A 17191-nucleotide genomic window follows, 5' to 3' on the forward strand; every position below is an offset into this window, starting at 1 on the left:
TTGCCGAAATGTCTTTCGTTCATCCATCGTGTGATACACGATCGACACCCTCTTTCGCTTCAAACATCATCAATAAGCACGCTTATGAAAATGAGGGAGTTCCTGTATCCGGTTTTCTGTTTGCACGTAATTGAAGAAAGGGCAGGGATTAGGCGTACTCCATCTCGTTGATTCCGTGTGAAATGACCAGATCAAGACTTGGCGGGGGCTTGACTTGAGTCCAGCTGACAGCAACTCTTCCATTATCAACTCAGCTCAAAATGCCGGCGAACAAACGACTTGCGTCCGGAAAATCTGCCTTGAATTTGAGCTGAAAGTGCATGGAGGTGCGTATGGCTGGAAAAATGAATCGCAGAAAATTTTTGCGGAACACAGTGGGTGCGGCTGCCGGGCTGGGGCTTTCCGGTCTCATCTCAGCCGTTGATCGGCCAAAAAGTTTTGCGGCGGCGATGTCGCCTGCCACGATGCCCAAGCGAAAACTTGGAAGAACGGGGTTTGAAGTCTCGGTGTTCAGCCTTGGAGGGGAGTCGGCTCTGGAGCGAAGGGGAAATCAATACGAGGCTATGGCCCTGATCGATCGCGCCTTGGATTTGGGCGTCAACTACATCGACACTTCACCAACTTACGGTGCGGGAGGCAGTGAAACCAACATCGGCAAGGTCATGGCGCTCAGGCGTAACGAGGTGTTTCTGGCCACCAAATCCCATGATCGTGGTTACGATGGAACCATGCGGCTTGCGGAGCAAAGCCTCGAGCGGCTGCAGACGGATCACCTGGATCTGTATCAAATCCATAACGTGCGGGTCATGGAGGATGTCGACATGGCGCTGGGCAAGCAGGGCGCTATTCGGGCCATGGAGCAGCTACGGTCCGAAAAGGTGATCCGTCATATCGGCATCACCGGCCACAAGGATCCGGAGGTCCTGCTGCATGCCCTGCGGTCATATGACTTTGACACTGTGCTCATGACCCTCAATGCCGGGGATATCCATTTCAAGCCCTTTCAAAAGGATCTCTTGCGCTTGGCCGAAGAAAAACAGTTGGGCATCATTGCCATGAAAGTCACCGCGGTGAATCGAATTTTTCGGGAAGGCGGGTTAAACTCGATGCGCGAAGCGTTGGGTTATACCCTGAGCTTTCCGGTGAGCACGGCCATCGTGGGTATTTCCAATCTGGAACAACTAGAGGAAAATGTTCAAATAGCCTCGCAGTTCGCACCGTTTTCCCAGCAAGAACTTGGCGCCATTGAGGCCAAGGTGCAACCGTATCACGACGAGGCAAATTTTTTCAAACACTACTGGTAGCTCCTTCGCGGGCAATAATATCCCTGTTTGCTTTTTCTCGCCGTTCAAGCGAAAAGACAAACGCATTTGCGTTGCCGTCGTCCTCCCTATGCAAGGACATTTCGGAGCCTAACTCTCTGGATTGCTGCATATTCTGGAAAATACTGCATCTGCTTCATGGATAATCATACTCAAAAAGAATCGAACCTCCAATCCGAAGACGCTTTTCTGGCGCTTATTGACCGTTGTTTCCCGAGTTCGGATCGATTGCTGCTGGGCCGGGGCGACGATTGCGCGGTTGTTTCCTGCACCGATTCGCTCTGCGTCTCCTCGGATCTGTTTCTGCAAGACGTTCATTTTCGACGAGAATACTTCAGCGCCGAGGATTTTGGTTACAAGGCCCTGGCCGTAAACATCAGCGACATTGCCGCCATGGGAGCGAGGCCGACGGCTTTTGCCTTGAATCTCATGATCCCCGATGGAGTCGATGACGCGTACTGGATTGAGTTTTTTCAGGGCATGGCCGGGCTGGCCGGGGAGCATGACCTCGATCTTGTCGGAGGGGATTTGTCCCGGGCCTCTTGTCTGGGAGCGGCTATTACCATCTGGGGTGAACGAGTTCCCGGCGGTCGTTACCTGCAGCGGGCCCAGGCACGGCCCGGAGACGTACTTTTCATAGTTGGCGAAGTCGGCTTGGCCCGTCTGGGCTTGGCCCAGTTGGAAGAAAGCCTGGCTCTGAACGGTAATGTAAAAATCCAGGACTACAGTTTCGGGAGACAAAATCGCCACGCGCAGGCCATGTATCCGCAGGCGATCCAGGCCCATCTACGGCCCGCCATGCATGTGGCGGAGGCCTGCGCTCTGGGAGCCATGGATACAATCCGCGGACTGATGGACGTCTCCGACGGACTGGCTCGGGACCTGCCGAGGTTTCTCGGCCCACACCTGGGCTGCCGTATCACACTGGCAGAGCAGGATCTGCATCCGGAACTGCGCCGCTTCGCCGCCGAAAATCTGGTCGACGCTTTGGAATGGGCGCTGCGGGGAGGCGAGGACTATGCTCTCCTAGGGGCCGTCGCCGCTGGGAGTTGGGAGGTCTTGCAATCCGCCGTACCCCAGGTAAGCCGTCTCGGCGACGTGACCCCGACCTCGGGAATCATGCTCAGAGAAGAAAGAATTCTGCTTCATGGATTTGACCATTTTGGCCGGTAGCCGCCGATAACCCTTTGCCATATCCATTTTTTCACGCTCTATCCCATTGCGTGTGGCCCTTTGTGCGTCTTGTTTCCGTGTCGATCTACATCCAGCTGGAGGAAATGAAGTATGAAAAAACAACTGGTTGCCTTTTTGCTTATTGCCCTGATCTCTCTTTCCGGCCCTGTCCTGGCCGCCGAACCCATTAAGATCGGCGCATTTTTCGCCCTGTCCGGTCCGGCTGCGTTCATCGGCACTCCTACCAAGCTGGTTGCGGAAATGGTGGTGGAGAAGATCAACAAGGACGGCGGCATCAACGGGAGCCCTCTGGAATTGGTGGTCGCGGACACCGAGAGCGATCCCCAGAAAGCATTGCTGGCGGCGCGCAGGCTGGTGGAGCGGGAAAAGGTCACGGCCCTGGTGGGCCCTACCCGTACGGACACCGGCATGGCCGTAAAGGCGTATCTGCATCAGCGACGGGTTCCGACAGTGATGACGGTGGGCGGAGATCCGGTGATCATGGGCGACCGCTTCGGTCCCTTCGACTGGATCTTCAAGAGTCCGCAACGTTCTTCCGTAGCTGTGAGCCGGGTTTATGAATATCTGCAAAGCCGGGGCGTGACCCGTGTCGGATTGCTCACGGCCAGCGACGGCTTCGGCAAGGACGGCCTGTCCTGGCTGACCAGCCTGGCCGGAGAGTATGGGATCACCATCACGGCCAATGAACAATTCGCCCCAACGGATACGGACATGACTACTCAGCTGGTCAAGATCCGGGCAACCGATCCCGAATTCATCATTTGTTGGACCATCGGACCGGCTGCCGCCCTGGTCAGCAAGAACGTCCAGCAATTGGGACTGACCATTCCCCTGATGCACTGCCACGGGATCCCCGATCCCAAGTATCTGGAACTTGCAGGCGATGCGGCAGACGGAACATACATGCCCTCCACCAAGCTCATGGCCGCGGAGCAACTGTCCGACGACGACCCCCAGAAAGCCGTAGTCATGGAGTTCATCCGCCTGTACAAGGACGTCTACCAGTTCGAGCGTCAATACCCCATGAACACGCATTCCGGATATGCGTGGGATGCGATCATGCTTTTAGCCGAAGCCCTGCGCAAGGTCGGTCCTGATGACCCCGTAGCCATTCGGGACGCTCTGCGCCAGACATCAGGTTTTGTCGGGGTCAGCGGTGTATTCACCCTGTCCGAGGAAGACCACAACGGCCTGGACACGGATTCTTTGATCATCGTCAAGGTCGAGCAGGGCGAGTGGGTCATGCAGTAGGGGCAATCCTCGCGGTTGCCTGCTTTTGCGCATTTTCTGCCAATTTGGAATGTTGATGTTTACCCGCAAGCCCTCCCCGGAGGATGCCCCTGTGAATATTGCCAGATGATTGGTCCCATGACAGTATGCTCGGCCGAATGACTATCGGGGGATCGTCCCGCGTGCCATGATTCTAATAAAATATTGATTCTAGAGGAGTTCTTCGTGACGTCGTCCATTTCATTGACCTCATTGCCCGAGATGCCTGCCGGGCTTCCGGAACCTGTTTTGCCGCCCAACGCTGAGGTGGTTTTGACCAAACGCTACCTGCGCAAGGGCTCCCAGGGCGAAGTATTGGAAACACCGCGGCAACTCTATTGGCGCGTGGCCGCGGCCATTGCTTCCGAAGAGGCCAAATATGTCGATTCATCTTATTCCGTGGAAGAATTGGCACTCCATTTTTATGATCTGATGATCACATACCGTTTTCTGCCCAATTCACCGACCCTGATGAACGCGGGCACGGATCTCGGACAGTTGGCCGCCTGCTTCGTACTGCCCGTGGGCGACTCCATGGAGGAGATCTTTGACGCCATCAAGTACGCCGCCCTGATCCACAAGTCCGGCGGAGGAACCGGCTTTTCCTTCTCCCGCCTGCGTCCCCAGAAGAGCCGCGTCGGCTCCACCGGCGGAATCGCATCCGGCCCGATTTCCTTTCTGCGGATTTTCAATACGGCCACGGAGCAGGTCAAACAGGGCGGTACGCGTCGCGGCGCAAATATGGGCATCCTTCGGGTGGACCACCCGGACATCCTGGAGTTCATCCGGGCCAAGGAACGGGAAGGCGACCTGAACAACTTCAACCTTTCCGTGGGATTGACCGAAGTTTTCATGCAGGCCGTGGAGAAGGACGAGGAATATGAACTCGTCGCGCCCCACACGAACCAAGTCAAAGAACGGCTCAAGGCGAGGGAGGTGTTCGGTCTTCTGGTCCAAAAAGCCTGGGAAAGCGGCGATCCCGGCATCATCTTCCTGGACCGCATCAATCGCGACAACCCCACCCCCGGCCAGGGTGAAATTGAGAGTACGAATCCTTGCGGGGAACAGCCGCTGCTTCCATACGAGGCCTGCAACCTGGGCTCCATCAATCTTTCCAGGTACATCCAGAATTCCGGAAAGGACGACATCCTCTGGGATGAGTTGAAGCGCGACATTCATCTGGCGGTCCGTTTCCTGGACAACGTGATCGACGCGTCCCGCTACCCCTTGGATAAAATTACGGAAACAGTGCAAAAGAACCGCAAGATCGGCCTGGGCGTGATGGGCTGGGCCGACATGCTGTTCCGTCTGAACATTCCGTACAATAGCCAGGAAGCCCTGAATCTGGCGGAAAAGGTCATGCACTTCATCCAGTTTGAGGCCCAGAGCGCATCCAAGACTCTGGCCGAGGAGCGTGGTCCGTTTCCCGGCTTCGCGGAATCCACCTTCGCCGAACACAAGCAGGGCCCGTTTCGCAACGCCACGGCCACGACCATCGCCCCCACGGGCACGCTGTCCATTCTGGCCGGTTGCTCCTCCGGGGTGGAGCCGCTGTTTGCCCTGAGCTTCGTGCGCCAAGTCATGGACGGTGAACGGCTGCTGGAAGCCAACCCCTGGTTCGAGAAGGCCCTGCATGCTGCCCAGTGCTTCAGCCCGAAATTGATGGAGGAAGTCGCGTCCAAGGGCACCATCCATCACCTGGATTACCTTCCTGAAACGATCCGCAAGGTCTTTGTCACGGCCCACGACATTCAGCCCACATGGCATCTCAAGATGCAGGCCGCGTTCCAAAAATTCACGGACAACGCCGTTTCCAAGACCGTGAACCTGCCTCACGAGGCCACTCGGGAAGACATCTGGCAGATCTACTGGATGGCTTACGAAATGGGCTGCAAAGGCGTCACGGTCTATCGGGACGGCTGCAAGAGCAACCAAGTATTGTGCACCGGTGACGGCGGCAAGCCCAAGGAGTCAGAGAAAGCGCAGCGGGTTGTCCGGGAACGGCCGGACGTGGTCTACGGCTTCACCCAGAAGGTCAAGACCGGATATGGGTTCCTCTACCTCACGGTGAACGAGGTCGACGGACGCCCTTTCGAGGTCTTCACCACCATCGGCAAGTCCGGACGATCCATCACGGCCAAGGCCGAGGCAATCGGTCGCCTTGTTTCCCTGGCCCTGCGCTCCGGAATCGGCGTCGAGGACATTGTCAGCCAGCTCAAGGGCATTGGCGGCGAGCATCCGGTCTTCCAGAAAAAGGACATCCTGCTCTCCATCCCGGACGCGGTTTCCTGGATTCTCGAAAGCCGCTACATGCAGGGCCGCAAGGCTGAAATGACCGACACCCTTTCTTCGCCGGAATGCCCGGAATGCAGCAAGCCTCTGATTTTTCAGGAAGGCTGCTTTGTCTGCCCGGGCTGCGGGTATACGAAGTGCGGTTGATTCTCTGGCGTATATGATCACTCTGCGTCATGTATCTCACAACTTCGGGCCTCATTGGGCCCTGAAAAACATCTCTCTGGATGTTTGCAAGGGTGACTTCCTTTTCCTTGTCGGCCCCAGCGGCGCGGGCAAGACGACCCTGCTCCGCCTGTTGCACGGCGCCATCCCCTTGCAACGCGGGCAGGCCTCGGTGGCGGGTTTCGACCTCCAGACGCTCACCTCGCGCAATGTGCATCGGCTGCGGCGCGAGGTGAGCGTGGTCTTTCAGGATTTCAAGATCCTTCCCGAACGTACGGTTTTCGCAAATGTGGCTTTGGCCCTGGAAGTGCGCAACATGCCCCGTCCCCATACCGAGCGCCGGGTCCGGGCGGTGCTGCGGGGGCTGGACCTGGAAGCCAAGGCGCAGAATTTATGCGCCGAACTGTCCGGAGGCGAGCAGCAACGCGTGGCCGTTGCCCGGGCCGTGGTGGTGGGCCCGCAGCTCCTTCTGGCGGATGAACCCACCGGAAACCTGGACCGGGAGCTGGCCATGCGCCTGATGAGCATTTTTCTCCAGTTTCATGCCCACGGCAGCACCATTATTTTGGCCACCCACAACCAGGAAATCCTGTCCTGCCTGCCTACGGCCAAGATCCTGCATCTCGAGGACGGCTCCGTCGCCTGGGCCAACTGGTCGCTGTCCGATACGGAGTAGCCTGACGTGTTCCAGATCATCGGCAAGCTTTTTCTGCAGGGGCTGACGGATATCCGCCATCATCCCTGGATCCAGGTTCTGACCCTGGCTGCCGTGACATTGGTGGCCTTCCTGGCCGGTTTGTTTCTGCTGGTCCTGTACAATCTTGATCAGGAACTGCAACGCTCCCAGGGGGAAATCCAGTTCCAGGTTTACTGGCAGCCCGGAACGGATCAGCAGGTCATCCAAGCCCAATGGGAAACGTCCTTGAGCGCCCTGGATCATCTTGTGGAGATGAAGACCTACACCGCGGACCAGGGGCTGGAGCTGCTCATGCAGCGCCTGGGCGCATCCGGCGACTTCTCCTGGCTACGGGGCCAAAGCCCGCTGCCGGCAACGGCCCTGCTGACGTTTGCGGTCAGGGACGACGACCAGCAGACCTGGGCCAAGTCCACCTACCTGTATCTGGAAGCCCTGCACGGAGTGGAAAAGGTCAGCTTCAATCCGTTGCAACTGGATCTGGCCAGGGGCTGGGCCCGTTTCAGCAGTCAAGTCATCTGGCCGTTGATCTTGTTTCTCGGACTTGTTCTGGCCCTGGTAGTGGGCAATACCATCAAGCTTTCCCAGCTGCATCGGCGCAACGAAGTGGAAATTCTGCGCCTTGTGGGCGCCTCCCGCTGGTACATCCAGCTGCCCATGCTGGTTTCGGGAGGGCTGCTCGGCTTGGCAGGAGGGTTGCTGGCCCTGCTCATGCTCAAGGGGGTCCAGCTCAGCCTGAAGGATCTGCTCCATTTTCCGCCCCTGTGGCTGCACCTGGACTATTTGCCGAACGATCAGACGTTGCTGTTTCTGGTGGTGCTTGTATTCATGGGCATTCTCAGCAGCTGGGTGGCCCTGCGGGAAAAGTAACCGCCCGCAAGGCTTTTCCGTCTCCTCCCCAAAATTGGGTTTTTCATCAACAGATATTTTGATACCGTCAACGCTTCAGTACAACAAACAAGGAGTTCCCATGCGCAGTGAGATCATGACCAAGGGCCTGGAAAAGGCGCCCCACCGTTCCCTTCTGCACGCTCTGGGCATGACCCGGGAAGAGATGCGACGGCCGTTGGTGGGCGTGGTCAATTCCGCCAACGAGGTGGTTCCCGGCCATATCCATCTGCATACCATCTCCCGGGCGGTGAAGGACGGCATCCGTTCCGCCGGCGGCACGCCCATGGAATTTCCGGTCATCGGCATCTGCGACGGCCTGGCCATGAACCACGAGGGCATGCGCTACAGCCTGCCCAGCCGGGAGATCATCGCCGACAGCATCGAGGCCATGGCCATGGCCCACCCATTTGACGCACTGGTCTGCGTGCCCAACTGCGACAAAGTCGTTCCGGCCATGCTCATGGCCATGCTTCGTCTGAACATCCCTGCTGTTCTCGTCAGCGGCGGCCCCATGCTGGCGGGTGCCTGGCAGGGCAAGGCCGTGGACCTGATTTCGGTTTTCGAAGGCGTGGGCCGGGTGCGCAAGGGCCAAATGAGCAACGAGGAGCTGGAGGAGCTGGAAGCCTGCGCCTGCCCCGGCTGCGGTTCCTGTTCGGGCATGTTCACGGCCAATTCGATGAACTGCCTGTCCGAGGCCATCGGCCTTGCTCTGCCCGGCAACGGAACCATTCCCGCGGTCACCGCGGCCCGGGTCCGGTTGGCCAAGCAGGCCGGTTCGCGAGTGATGGATCTGCTGGCACGGAATATCCGGCCCCGGGACATCGTCACGACAGCATCGGTGGGCAATGCCGTGACCGCGGACATGGCCCTGGGTTGCTCCACGAACACGGTGCTGCATCTGCCGGCCATTTTTGCCGAGGCCGGCCTGGATCTGGGTCTGGACATCTTCGACCAGCTCAGCCGACGCACGCCCAACTTGTGCCGCCTGTCACCGGCCGGCAGCCATCATATGGAAGATCTGCAGCGCGCCGGCGGGATTCCGGCCGTGATGGCCGAACTGGCCAGAGGCGGCCTCCTGGACCTCACCGTTCAGACCGTCACCGGCCAAACCCTCGGCGAGAATTTGGAATCCGCCGGAGCCAGGATTCTGGACAGCGACGTGATCCGCTCCCTTGCCGCGCCCTACAGTCCTGAAGGGGGCATCGCGATCCTCAAGGGCTCGTTGGCTCCGGACGGGGCCGTGGTCAAGCAGTCCGCCGTGGCCCCGGAAATGCTTGTCCGCACATCCGTGGCCAGGGTCTTTGAGAGCGAGGAAGAGGCGGTGGCCGCCATACTCGGCGGCGCGATCAATCCCGGAGACGCGCTGATCATCCGCAACGAAGGCCCCAAAGGGGGGCCCGGCATGCGCGAAATGCTCACTCCCACTTCGGCCATTGCCGGGATGGGGCTGGACAAGGACGTGGCCCTGATCACGGACGGTCGGTTCAGCGGCGGCACCCGGGGCGCGGCCATCGGCCACGTCTCGCCGGAAGCCGTGGAAGGAGGACCCATCGGACTGGTCCAGGAAGGGGACACCATCGAGATCGACATCCCGGCACGAAAGCTCAACCTGCTGGTGGACGAAAAGGAACTGGCCGCACGACGCGCTCAATGGCAACCGCAACAACGCAACATCACGTCGCCCTTCCTGCGACGCTACGCCCGCCTTGCATCCTCCGCGGCCAAGGGCGCCGTTTTTACTTCTTCGTAGGGAGAGTCCAGTCACATCGTCCATCTTGGAGAGGAACGGAATATCTGAGCGTTACCATCCTGCATAGGCGCTCCGCGCAAGCGGCTATGCAGACGATTCACGTTATTAATCGAAATGACCGGGACGGCATTGACATTGTAGGGACGCCTTTACAAAGGTCCATTCAACACCAAAACCCGCGGGAGATTTTCCATCACTGAACGCATCAACAGGGAACAGGCCGTAGTCTACGACCGCTGGCATGAAACCGAAGTCGGCACCTTTGCCCTGGCCCAGGAAAAACGCCTGCTGCAGCATTTCATGGCTCCCTGGACTCGGCGGCAGCAAAAACTGCTGGAAGTGGGCTGCGGTCCGGGTCGTTTTCTGCAGTTTTTCTGGGAAAGCGGCTTCGACGTCACTGGCTTGGACGCGTCCCCGGCCATGCTTGAATTGGCCAGAGAGCGGTTGGAACATCGGGCCGATCTGCACCTGGGGCAGGCCGAGCATCTGCCGTTCAGGGACAAGGAATTCGATGTGGTGGCTTTGTTGACGCTCCTGGAATTCTGTTCCGATCCCGATCAGGTCATCAGCGAGGCCTTGCGCGTGGCCAGAAAGGCCATTCTGGTCACCTTTTTGAACAGGCATTCTCTTTACGCCGTTGCCCGGCGCAGCAGTTTGCGAAGCGGCAAGAAAGGATTCCTGGACAAGGCCCGCTGGTTCTCCTGGTGGCAGATCAATTCCCTGATCTGGAAACAGGCCGGGTCACGTCCCATGCATTCCCGCTCCGTGCTCATAGGCCCCCAGCGGACATGGTCCGCCAAGTCCGGATGGCGCAAGCTCAACTGCCGCCTGTGGCCGCCGTACCTGGGTGCCTATGCCGGGGTGCGCTGCGACCTTGTCGGCGACACGCCGCTCACGCCGATCATGGCCTGGAAGGAAAAGGCCAAACTCCGCCCCATGGAACAGCCCGCCTCATCCGGGGCTAACAGGAGCAAACCTGATAATCATCAATTGCTGTAATACCGGAGAATTCAGGATTTCTATCCGATCTCCATCCTAGCCCTGGAGATCAGTTCCCCATGCTCTGCAGCGGGGCCGGGACCCGACCCCCCAGGTTGATAAATCGATCGGAGCCGCCGGCTCCGGGCACGGGGATGATCACGGCCTCGCCCAGGAGTCCTCCGAAGAAGGCTTTTTCGCCGGCCTTTTTGCCCGGAACGGGGATCAGCCGCGCCGCCGTGGTCTTGCGGTTGATCATGCCGATGGCCATTTCATCGGCAATGATCGCAGCCAGGGTTTCGGCGGAGGTGTCGCCAGGCAGGGCGACCATGTCCAGGCCGACGGAACAGACGCTGGTCAGGGCTTCCAGCTTGTGCAAAGTCAGGTGTCCCTGGGCCGCAGCCTCGGCAATGTTCAGGTCTTCGCTCACCGGAATGAAGGCGCCGCTGAATCCGCCCACGGACGAACTGGCAAAAGCGCCGCCCTTCTTCACCGCGTCGTTGAGCATGGCCAGGGCGGCGGTGGAACCGGGCGCGCCGATGTGCGCAAGGCCGAGAACCTGGAAAATCTCGCCCACGGAATCACCGACGTTGGGCGTCGGAGCCAGCGACAGATCCACCACCCCAAAGGGGACGTTCAGTCTCCTGGCCACTTCCCGGCCGATCAGCTCGCCGACCCTGGTCACCTTGAAGGCCGTTCGCTTGATGACGTGGGAAATCTCGTCCAGGGCCAGATGGTCGTCCTCCTGCATGGCCCGCTCCAGGGCCCGCTTGACCACGCCCGGCCCGCTGACGCCTACGTTGATCACCGCATTAGGCTCGCCCACGCCAAGATAAGCCCCGGCCATGAACGGCACGTCCTGCGGGATGTTGGCGAACACGCCCAGCTTGGCGCAGGCCAGGCCGTCCTTGTCCGCGGTCATGGCCGCTGCGGCCTTGATGGTCTTGGCCATCAAAAGCACGGCGTCCATGTTGATCCCGGCCGCGGTGGTGGCCACGTTGAAGGACGCGCACAGCCGCGAAGTGGCGGTCAAGGCGTCGGGTACCGCCTCGATCAGGCTCAGATCTCCCCGGGCCAGCCCCTTTTCCACCAGGGCGCTGAACCCGCCGATGAAATCCACGCCCACTTCCTGGGCGGCCCGGTCCAGGGTCATGGCCACCTGAACCAGCTCGCGGGAGGAGAAGGGCGCTCCCACCACGGCCATGGGGCTCACGGAAATCCGCTTGTTGACCACGGGGATGCCGTAGATGTCCCCCACTTCATCGCAGACATCCACCAGCGTGGACGCCATGCCCGTAATTCTGGACATCAATCGATCCTGAAAGCGTCCTATGTCATGTGTCGCAAGATCAAACAGGCTCAGCCCCAGGGTCACGGTGCGCACATCCAGGTGCTCGTTGCGCAACATTTCCAGCGTGCCCAGCACTTCTTTTTCTGTAAGCATTTATGATTATCTCCAATATTCCATTATAAAAATCTGGGACGCTTTGTACGAGGTACGCCCTGAACGACCATCAGGAGTTACTTGTCCCGCCTTGGTGACACTTGGGTAAAGCTGCTTTTCGTTGGCTTTGTCCATGATATATTGCCGATAGGCTTGAAGTCTTTTGGCTCCTGCATTTGTCCAGCAGGAGCCAAAAATCTTTCTTCTTTGCGCACTCCGTGTCCTGAGCGAAGCGGGCGGTTCAATATTTCATTTCCGTCAAACCCGATGCACGGCCTCGAAAATGCTCCTGTGCTGGAGGCTCAGGATCTGGCGTAGTTCCTGGGCTCTGCCGTAAAGGGCTTCGCGGAATTGTTTGCGGTCCACCTGTTGAGGCACGTCGACTTCGTAGATCATCACCCATTGGGAGGCGTCCTCAGTTTTGACGTTGGCCCGCAGGGCCGTGATGTTCACGCCAAACCGGAACAGAACTTCGGTAATGCCAGCCACAAGCCCAACTTGATCCGGGCCGATGGTGGTTATCACGAAGGGGGCCGCCGGCTGCCCGGCGTCGCCCGACTGCGCAGTCGTGGCATCATCCAGGAGCGAGACCCAGAAGGTGAGTTCCTCTCCCGCGAAGCCCTGCTCCAGGGCGTGCAGCACATCGCCCGTGGAGAGGCTCTCCGCCTGGGGCTGGAACACGAACATTCCGGCAAATCGGGAGTGTAGAATGGTCTGAGTGGCATCTTCGATATTGCAGCCCATCGTGGCCAACAACCCGGAGACCCGGGCCACGATCCCGGGCCGATCCCGCCCGAAAACCGCGATCATCATTTTTTGAACATGGTCTTGCATTGTATATCCTAAAAGTTGTTGATTTCCGTCATATCAGCCAACCCATTCGTCGTCGCTGGCGATGGGCGCAAAGCCACGGCGCATCGTGTTTTCCGTGATAACCCGCGGGTCCATGAACTGCAGCAGATAGTCCGGACCGCCGGCCTTGGAGCCCACGCCGGACATCTTGAAGCCGCCGAAGGGCTGGCGGTAGACCAGCGCGCCGGTATTGTTACGGTTCAGGTAAAGATTGCCCACACGGAAATCCTTTCTGGCCTGCTCCAGACGTTTGGGGCTGCGCGAGAATACCCCACCCGTCAAAGCAAACCGGGAATTATTGGCCATTTCCAGGGCCTCGGTGAAATCCTTGGCCCGCATCACGGCCAGCACAGGACCAAATATTTCTTCCTGGGCCGTGCGGTGTTCAGGGCGAATGCCCTCGACAATGGTCATGGGCGCGTAGCAGCCATTTCCCGGGACTTCCCGCTGTACCGCGATCCGGCCTTCCTCTTTGGCCACCGCAATGGCCGCGAGAACATTTTGCTGCTGGTTTCGGTCCACGACCGGCCCCATGAAGTTGCCGGGATGCTCGCCGGGGCCGATCTTCACGGACAGGGCCGCATCCCGCAGCCGGTCCATGAATCGGTCATAAATCGCATCCAGCACGATCACCCGGGAGCAGGCCGAGCACTTCTGACCCTGGAAGCCGAAGGCCGAGTACAGCACTTGGGGCACGGCCTCGTCCAGGTCCGCGTCGTCGTCGATGATGATGGCGTTCTTGCCGCCCATTTCCGCGATTACCCGCTTGCACTGATCCTGGCCCGGATGGACCTTGGCCGCCTTGTCCATGATCCGCAATCCCACGTCCACTGATCCGGTAAAGGCGATCAGGCTGATTTGGGGATGTTCCACAAGATAATCGCCCATCACCGAACTGCGGCCCGGGCAGTAGTTGAACACTCCGGCAGGCAGTCCGGCTTCCTGGAATATTTCCACAAGACCGTAGCCCACAAGGGACGACAGGGAGGAGGGTTTGTAGATCACCGGATTGCCGGTGACAATGGCCGCGGAGACCATGCCCACGGAGATGGCCAGGGGGAAATTCCACGGCGCGATCACCGCGGCAATGCCCTTGGCCTGGTAAAACAGCTCGTTGACCTCGCCGGGAGCGTTGCCCATCCGCTGGGGTGTTCCCAAACGAATCATTTCCCGGCCGTAGTACTCCAGGAAATCCACGGCCTCGGCCACGTCATTGTAGGCCTGATCCCATTGCTTGCCCACCTCCAGAACCTGCCAGGCCGAGAGCTCATACACCCGGCGGCGGCAGATGTCCGCGGCCTTGAACAGGTAGGCGGCCCGATCCGCGGGCGATGTATCCCGCCAGCTTGGCAGGGCCTGCTGCGCGGCCTGCAGAGCCTGATCCACCTCCTCCCGGCCGGCCTGGCAGACATGGCCCAGGATTTCCTCCGGATCCGCGGGATTGTACGAGGCGATGGCATCCTGGGTAACCACTTCCCGGCCGTTGATGAACAGCGGCCAGGTTCGGCCGCGCTGGGTCCGGATGCGGGCAATGGCTTCAGGGAAAGCCATGCGGGCTTCGGGCACGGTGAAGTCCACCAGGGGCATGTTCTTGAAGCCTGCTCTCTGTGAAAACTCCCGGGCCGCGGCCTGCGGCGAAGCGGCCTGGGCCTTTTCGCGTTCCAGGGTACTCAGCGGATTTTCCAGCAGGCGGTCCATATCCGCCTGGTCCGCGAAGCTTTGCTTGAGGAAGGATTCGTTGGCGGTATTCTCCAGCAGGCGGCGCACCAGGTAGGCCATGCCCGGCAGGAGTTCCCCGTAGGGGCAGTAGAGCCGGACCCGGTCGGCCACGTTCTTCAAGCCCTTGCGCACGGGTTCAGCCATTCCGTACAGCACCTGGAACTCATAGCGTTCCGGCGGTACGGCCAGATCCCGCGCCGTTTCCATGACCATGGCAATGGAGCGGATATTGTGCGAGCCGCATTGGAAGTAGACCCGTTCGTGGTCTTGCATGATAAGTCTGGCATGACGTTCAAAGGCCGCGTCTGTTTCCGGCTTCTTTGTCCAGACGGGAACCGGCCAGCCGTTCTGCACCGCGACGATGGTCTCCTGATCCCAGTACGCGCCCTTGACCAGGCGAATGCCGATGGGCAGGCTGCGTTCCCTGGCCCAGGTCAGCAGATCGGACAGATCCTCGTCCGTGCAGCGCAGATAGGACTGGAGCACAATGCTCAAGTGCGGATAATCCCGGAACTCGGTTTCCGTGCGCAGGCGTTTGAACAACTCCAAGGTGGCTTCCTTGAACTTGAGCGACTCCATGTCGATGCACAGGGCGCCGCCCAGTTCCCGCACTTTTCGGTATATCGGCCGGAGCCTGGCAAGAATGCCCTGAACCGTGTCTTCCACGTCCACGGCCTTGGCCTGGGAGTAGAGCGCAGAGGGCTTGATGGAGACGTTCAACTTGGGGGTATGGCCCCAGTCCAGGTCGGACAAGGGAGCGACCCCGGATAGTTTGAGCGGCTGCCAGGAGGACTGGGTCTTGGCCAGGGCATCCAGCAATTCCATGTAACCCTGCATGTACGCCTGGGCTTCCTCCTCGCTGACCGTGGCCTCACCGAGCAGATCCACGGTAAAGGCGAATCCGTCCTTGCGGATCTTTTGCAGGCTGGATACGGCCTCCTTGGTGTTCTGTCCGATGATGAACTGCCGGGCCATGCCTTCGATGTTGGCCCGGATGAGCTTGCCCATGGCCTTGGCCGCAAACGAGCCGAAGAGTCCGCCGGATTTTTCGGCGCCCCATTTCAAAACCGGAGGGATGTCCCCGCTGCCTTGACCGGAAAAATATTCTTCGATGTGTCTCTGCAAGGATTCCGAAGTGTTCAGGTATGGCAACACGTCCACAAAACGAAACAATTGGATCTTGAAATCTTCGTTTTGCATGGCCCAATCCATGACCTTGCCGGTCCAAAACCCTTTATTGAAAACGCTGGGCGCCTCACCCTTGATGGAACCAAAAAATTGCCGCCCCCGGGCAACGACCCGGCCCTCGAAATCCGTGTCATGCATCGATTTCACCTCCAAAAGGATTGTATTTTCGTCGGTCATTATTTTCTGGAACAGGTTGCCGCACCAGTACATATGCGGCACCTGAAAACATTCTTCTCTAAGCCGGGAGTGTCCTCCGGTCAATTACGTTCATCTGATGATGGACAGAGACAGAGCCATTTGTTAGGTTCACTTTTTTTGGCAACGGTTTTTAGGAAAAGTGGAGGAAGCCGGGTGGCATGAGTGCTGCCAATCCCGTCAGGCCCGAAAGGGAGCAGCGGTAACAGTGGCTTGTGGGTGCCTGGCTTCCTTGAAAGCACGGACAATCGTCCGTGCTTTTTTATGTCTGAAACATCATGCCCGGCGCGGCCAGTGGCGTTGATACAAAAAGCAAACGGAACTGTTCAGCTCATCCCGAGCAAAACGGACTGGATGCCCGCCTTCGGGGGCATGACTGACTCGGATGCGGCATTGGAAAAACAAGTCATTCCCGCGAAGGCGGGAATCCAGGTCATGCTTGCCACAAGTTTTTAAACCGCCTTTTCCCTCGCAAGCTGATTTGTATAGTTGCAAGTAAACAAGACCGGAAGAAGCACATGAATGAAGCGCTCTGGATTGGATTTGCCCTGCTGGACCTGATCATGGTTCTGGTGGTTTTTCGCTGGTTCGGCAAGCCGGGCTTGTTCGCCCTGATCGTGTTCAACCTGATCCTTTGCAATGTCCAGGTCTTGAAAACAATTGAACTGTTCGGCTTGACCACCACTCTCGGCAACATCCTCTATGCCAGCGTCTTTTTCGCCACGGACCTGCTGAACGAACACTACGGAAAAGAAGAGGCCAAGAAAGCCGTCATGCTGGGTTTTTTCAGCCTGATTCTGGCCATGGCCTACATGCAGATCGCATTGGTCTTCATCCCGTCCCCGACGGATTTCGCCCAGCCGCACTTGGAAGCCATCTTCGGCGTCCTGCCCCGCATCGTCCTGGCCAGCATGGTAGCCTACCTGATCTCCCAATGGCACGACATCTGGGCGTTTCAATTCTGGAAAAACCGCACCGCCGGCAAGCATCTCTGGTTGCGCAACAATGCCAGCACCCTGGTCAGTCAACTGCTGGACACGCTGATTTTCTGCTCCATCGCCTTTATCGGTATCTTCCCCATGGACGTCTGGATACAGATCGTTCTCAGCACCTATTTGATCAAACTGCTGGTCGCTTTCCTGGATACGCCGTTCATTTATCTGGCGGCCCGCTACAAACCGCGGGACGTGCTTGCAGTTCGTGAAAATAAGTAGACGTGGAGGCTTGAGTCTACCTCG

The 17191-nt window shown here is 58.8% G+C and carries 13 protein-coding genes and 1 other RNA gene; 10 read left to right on the plus strand and 4 right to left on the minus strand.

What is annotated here, in order from left to right; all coding sequences use genetic code 11:
* Positions 1-332 precede the first annotated feature (332 nt).
* From BLP93_RS04360 to ilvD, 7 genes are all read left to right on the plus strand, one after another.
* On the plus strand, positions 333-1304 hold the full coding sequence (locus tag BLP93_RS04360) for an aldo/keto reductase (protein WP_244148637.1): 972 nt from the start codon (positions 333-335) through the stop codon (positions 1302-1304).
* A 156-nt stretch (positions 1305-1460) separates the two neighbouring features.
* Entirely contained in the window at positions 1461-2495 is a 1035-nt protein-coding gene (gene thiL / locus BLP93_RS04365; RefSeq protein ID WP_092117604.1) for a thiamine-phosphate kinase, read from the plus strand.
* A gap of 111 nt (positions 2496-2606) precedes the next feature.
* Entirely contained in the window at positions 2607-3767 is a 1161-nt protein-coding gene (locus BLP93_RS04370) for an ABC transporter substrate-binding protein (protein WP_092117607.1), read from the plus strand.
* A 240-nt stretch (positions 3768-4007) separates the two neighbouring features.
* Positions 4008-6224 carry a vitamin B12-dependent ribonucleotide reductase gene (locus BLP93_RS04375; RefSeq protein ID WP_092117892.1) on the plus strand — a complete coding sequence of 739 codons (2217 nt, stop codon included), beginning with the start codon at positions 4008-4010 and terminating at the stop codon, positions 6222-6224.
* Between the two features lie 13 nt (positions 6225-6237).
* Entirely contained in the window at positions 6238-6918 is a 681-nt protein-coding gene (ftsE, locus tag BLP93_RS04380; protein ID WP_092117610.1) for a cell division ATP-binding protein FtsE, read from the plus strand.
* Positions 6919-6924: 6 nt separating this feature from the next.
* Complete coding sequence (locus BLP93_RS04385; protein ID WP_092117613.1) at positions 6925-7806, plus strand: cell division protein FtsX; 882 nt, start codon at positions 6925-6927, stop codon at positions 7804-7806.
* Positions 7807-7906: 100 nt separating this feature from the next.
* The gene (gene ilvD / locus BLP93_RS04390; RefSeq protein WP_092117616.1) at positions 7907-9577 is read left to right on the plus strand and encodes a dihydroxy-acid dehydratase; all 1671 of its coding nucleotides are present in this window, start codon (positions 7907-7909) and stop codon (positions 9575-9577) included.
* Between the two features lie 105 nt (positions 9578-9682).
* Here ilvD and BLP93_RS04395 read toward each other — a convergent pair whose 3' ends face one another.
* Positions 9683-9874: a hypothetical protein gene (locus BLP93_RS04395; RefSeq protein WP_092117619.1), complete on the minus strand. Its 192-nt coding sequence runs from the start codon at positions 9872-9874 to the stop codon at positions 9683-9685.
* A 3-nt stretch (positions 9875-9877) separates the two neighbouring features.
* Between BLP93_RS04395 and BLP93_RS04400 the strand changes: the two genes are divergently transcribed.
* Positions 9878-10576, plus strand: a complete 699-nt coding sequence (locus BLP93_RS04400) for a class I SAM-dependent methyltransferase (protein ID WP_092117622.1) — start codon at positions 9878-9880, stop codon at positions 10574-10576.
* Positions 10577-10625: 49 nt separating this feature from the next.
* Here the strand turns inward: BLP93_RS04400 and BLP93_RS04405 are convergent, their stop codons facing one another.
* The 3 genes from BLP93_RS04405 to pruA form a co-directional block, all read right to left on the minus strand.
* Complete coding sequence (locus BLP93_RS04405; RefSeq protein ID WP_092117625.1) at positions 10626-11999, minus strand: PFL family protein; 1374 nt, start codon at positions 11997-11999, stop codon at positions 10626-10628.
* 258 nt (positions 12000-12257) lie between these two features.
* Positions 12258-12833, minus strand: a complete 576-nt coding sequence (locus tag BLP93_RS04410; RefSeq protein ID WP_092117628.1) for a glycine cleavage system transcriptional repressor — start codon at positions 12831-12833, stop codon at positions 12258-12260.
* A 33-nt stretch (positions 12834-12866) separates the two neighbouring features.
* Positions 12867-15896, minus strand: a complete 3030-nt coding sequence (gene pruA, locus BLP93_RS04415; RefSeq protein WP_092117895.1) for an L-glutamate gamma-semialdehyde dehydrogenase — start codon at positions 15894-15896, stop codon at positions 12867-12869.
* A gap of 200 nt (positions 15897-16096) precedes the next feature.
* On the opposite strand from pruA, the gene ffs reads away from it, so the two are divergent.
* Positions 16097-16192, plus strand: an RNA gene (gene ffs, locus BLP93_RS04420) — signal recognition particle sRNA small type.
* 279 nt (positions 16193-16471) lie between these two features.
* Positions 16472-17167 carry a queuosine precursor transporter gene (locus BLP93_RS04425; protein ID WP_092117631.1) on the plus strand — a complete coding sequence of 232 codons (696 nt, stop codon included), beginning with the start codon at positions 16472-16474 and terminating at the stop codon, positions 17165-17167.
* The last annotated feature ends 24 nt before the right edge of the window (positions 17168-17191 follow it).

The sequence above is a fragment of the Desulfonatronum thiosulfatophilum genome (assembly GCF_900104215.1).
Taxonomy (GTDB): Bacteria; Desulfobacterota; Desulfovibrionia; order Desulfovibrionales; family Desulfonatronaceae; genus Desulfonatronum; species Desulfonatronum thiosulfatophilum.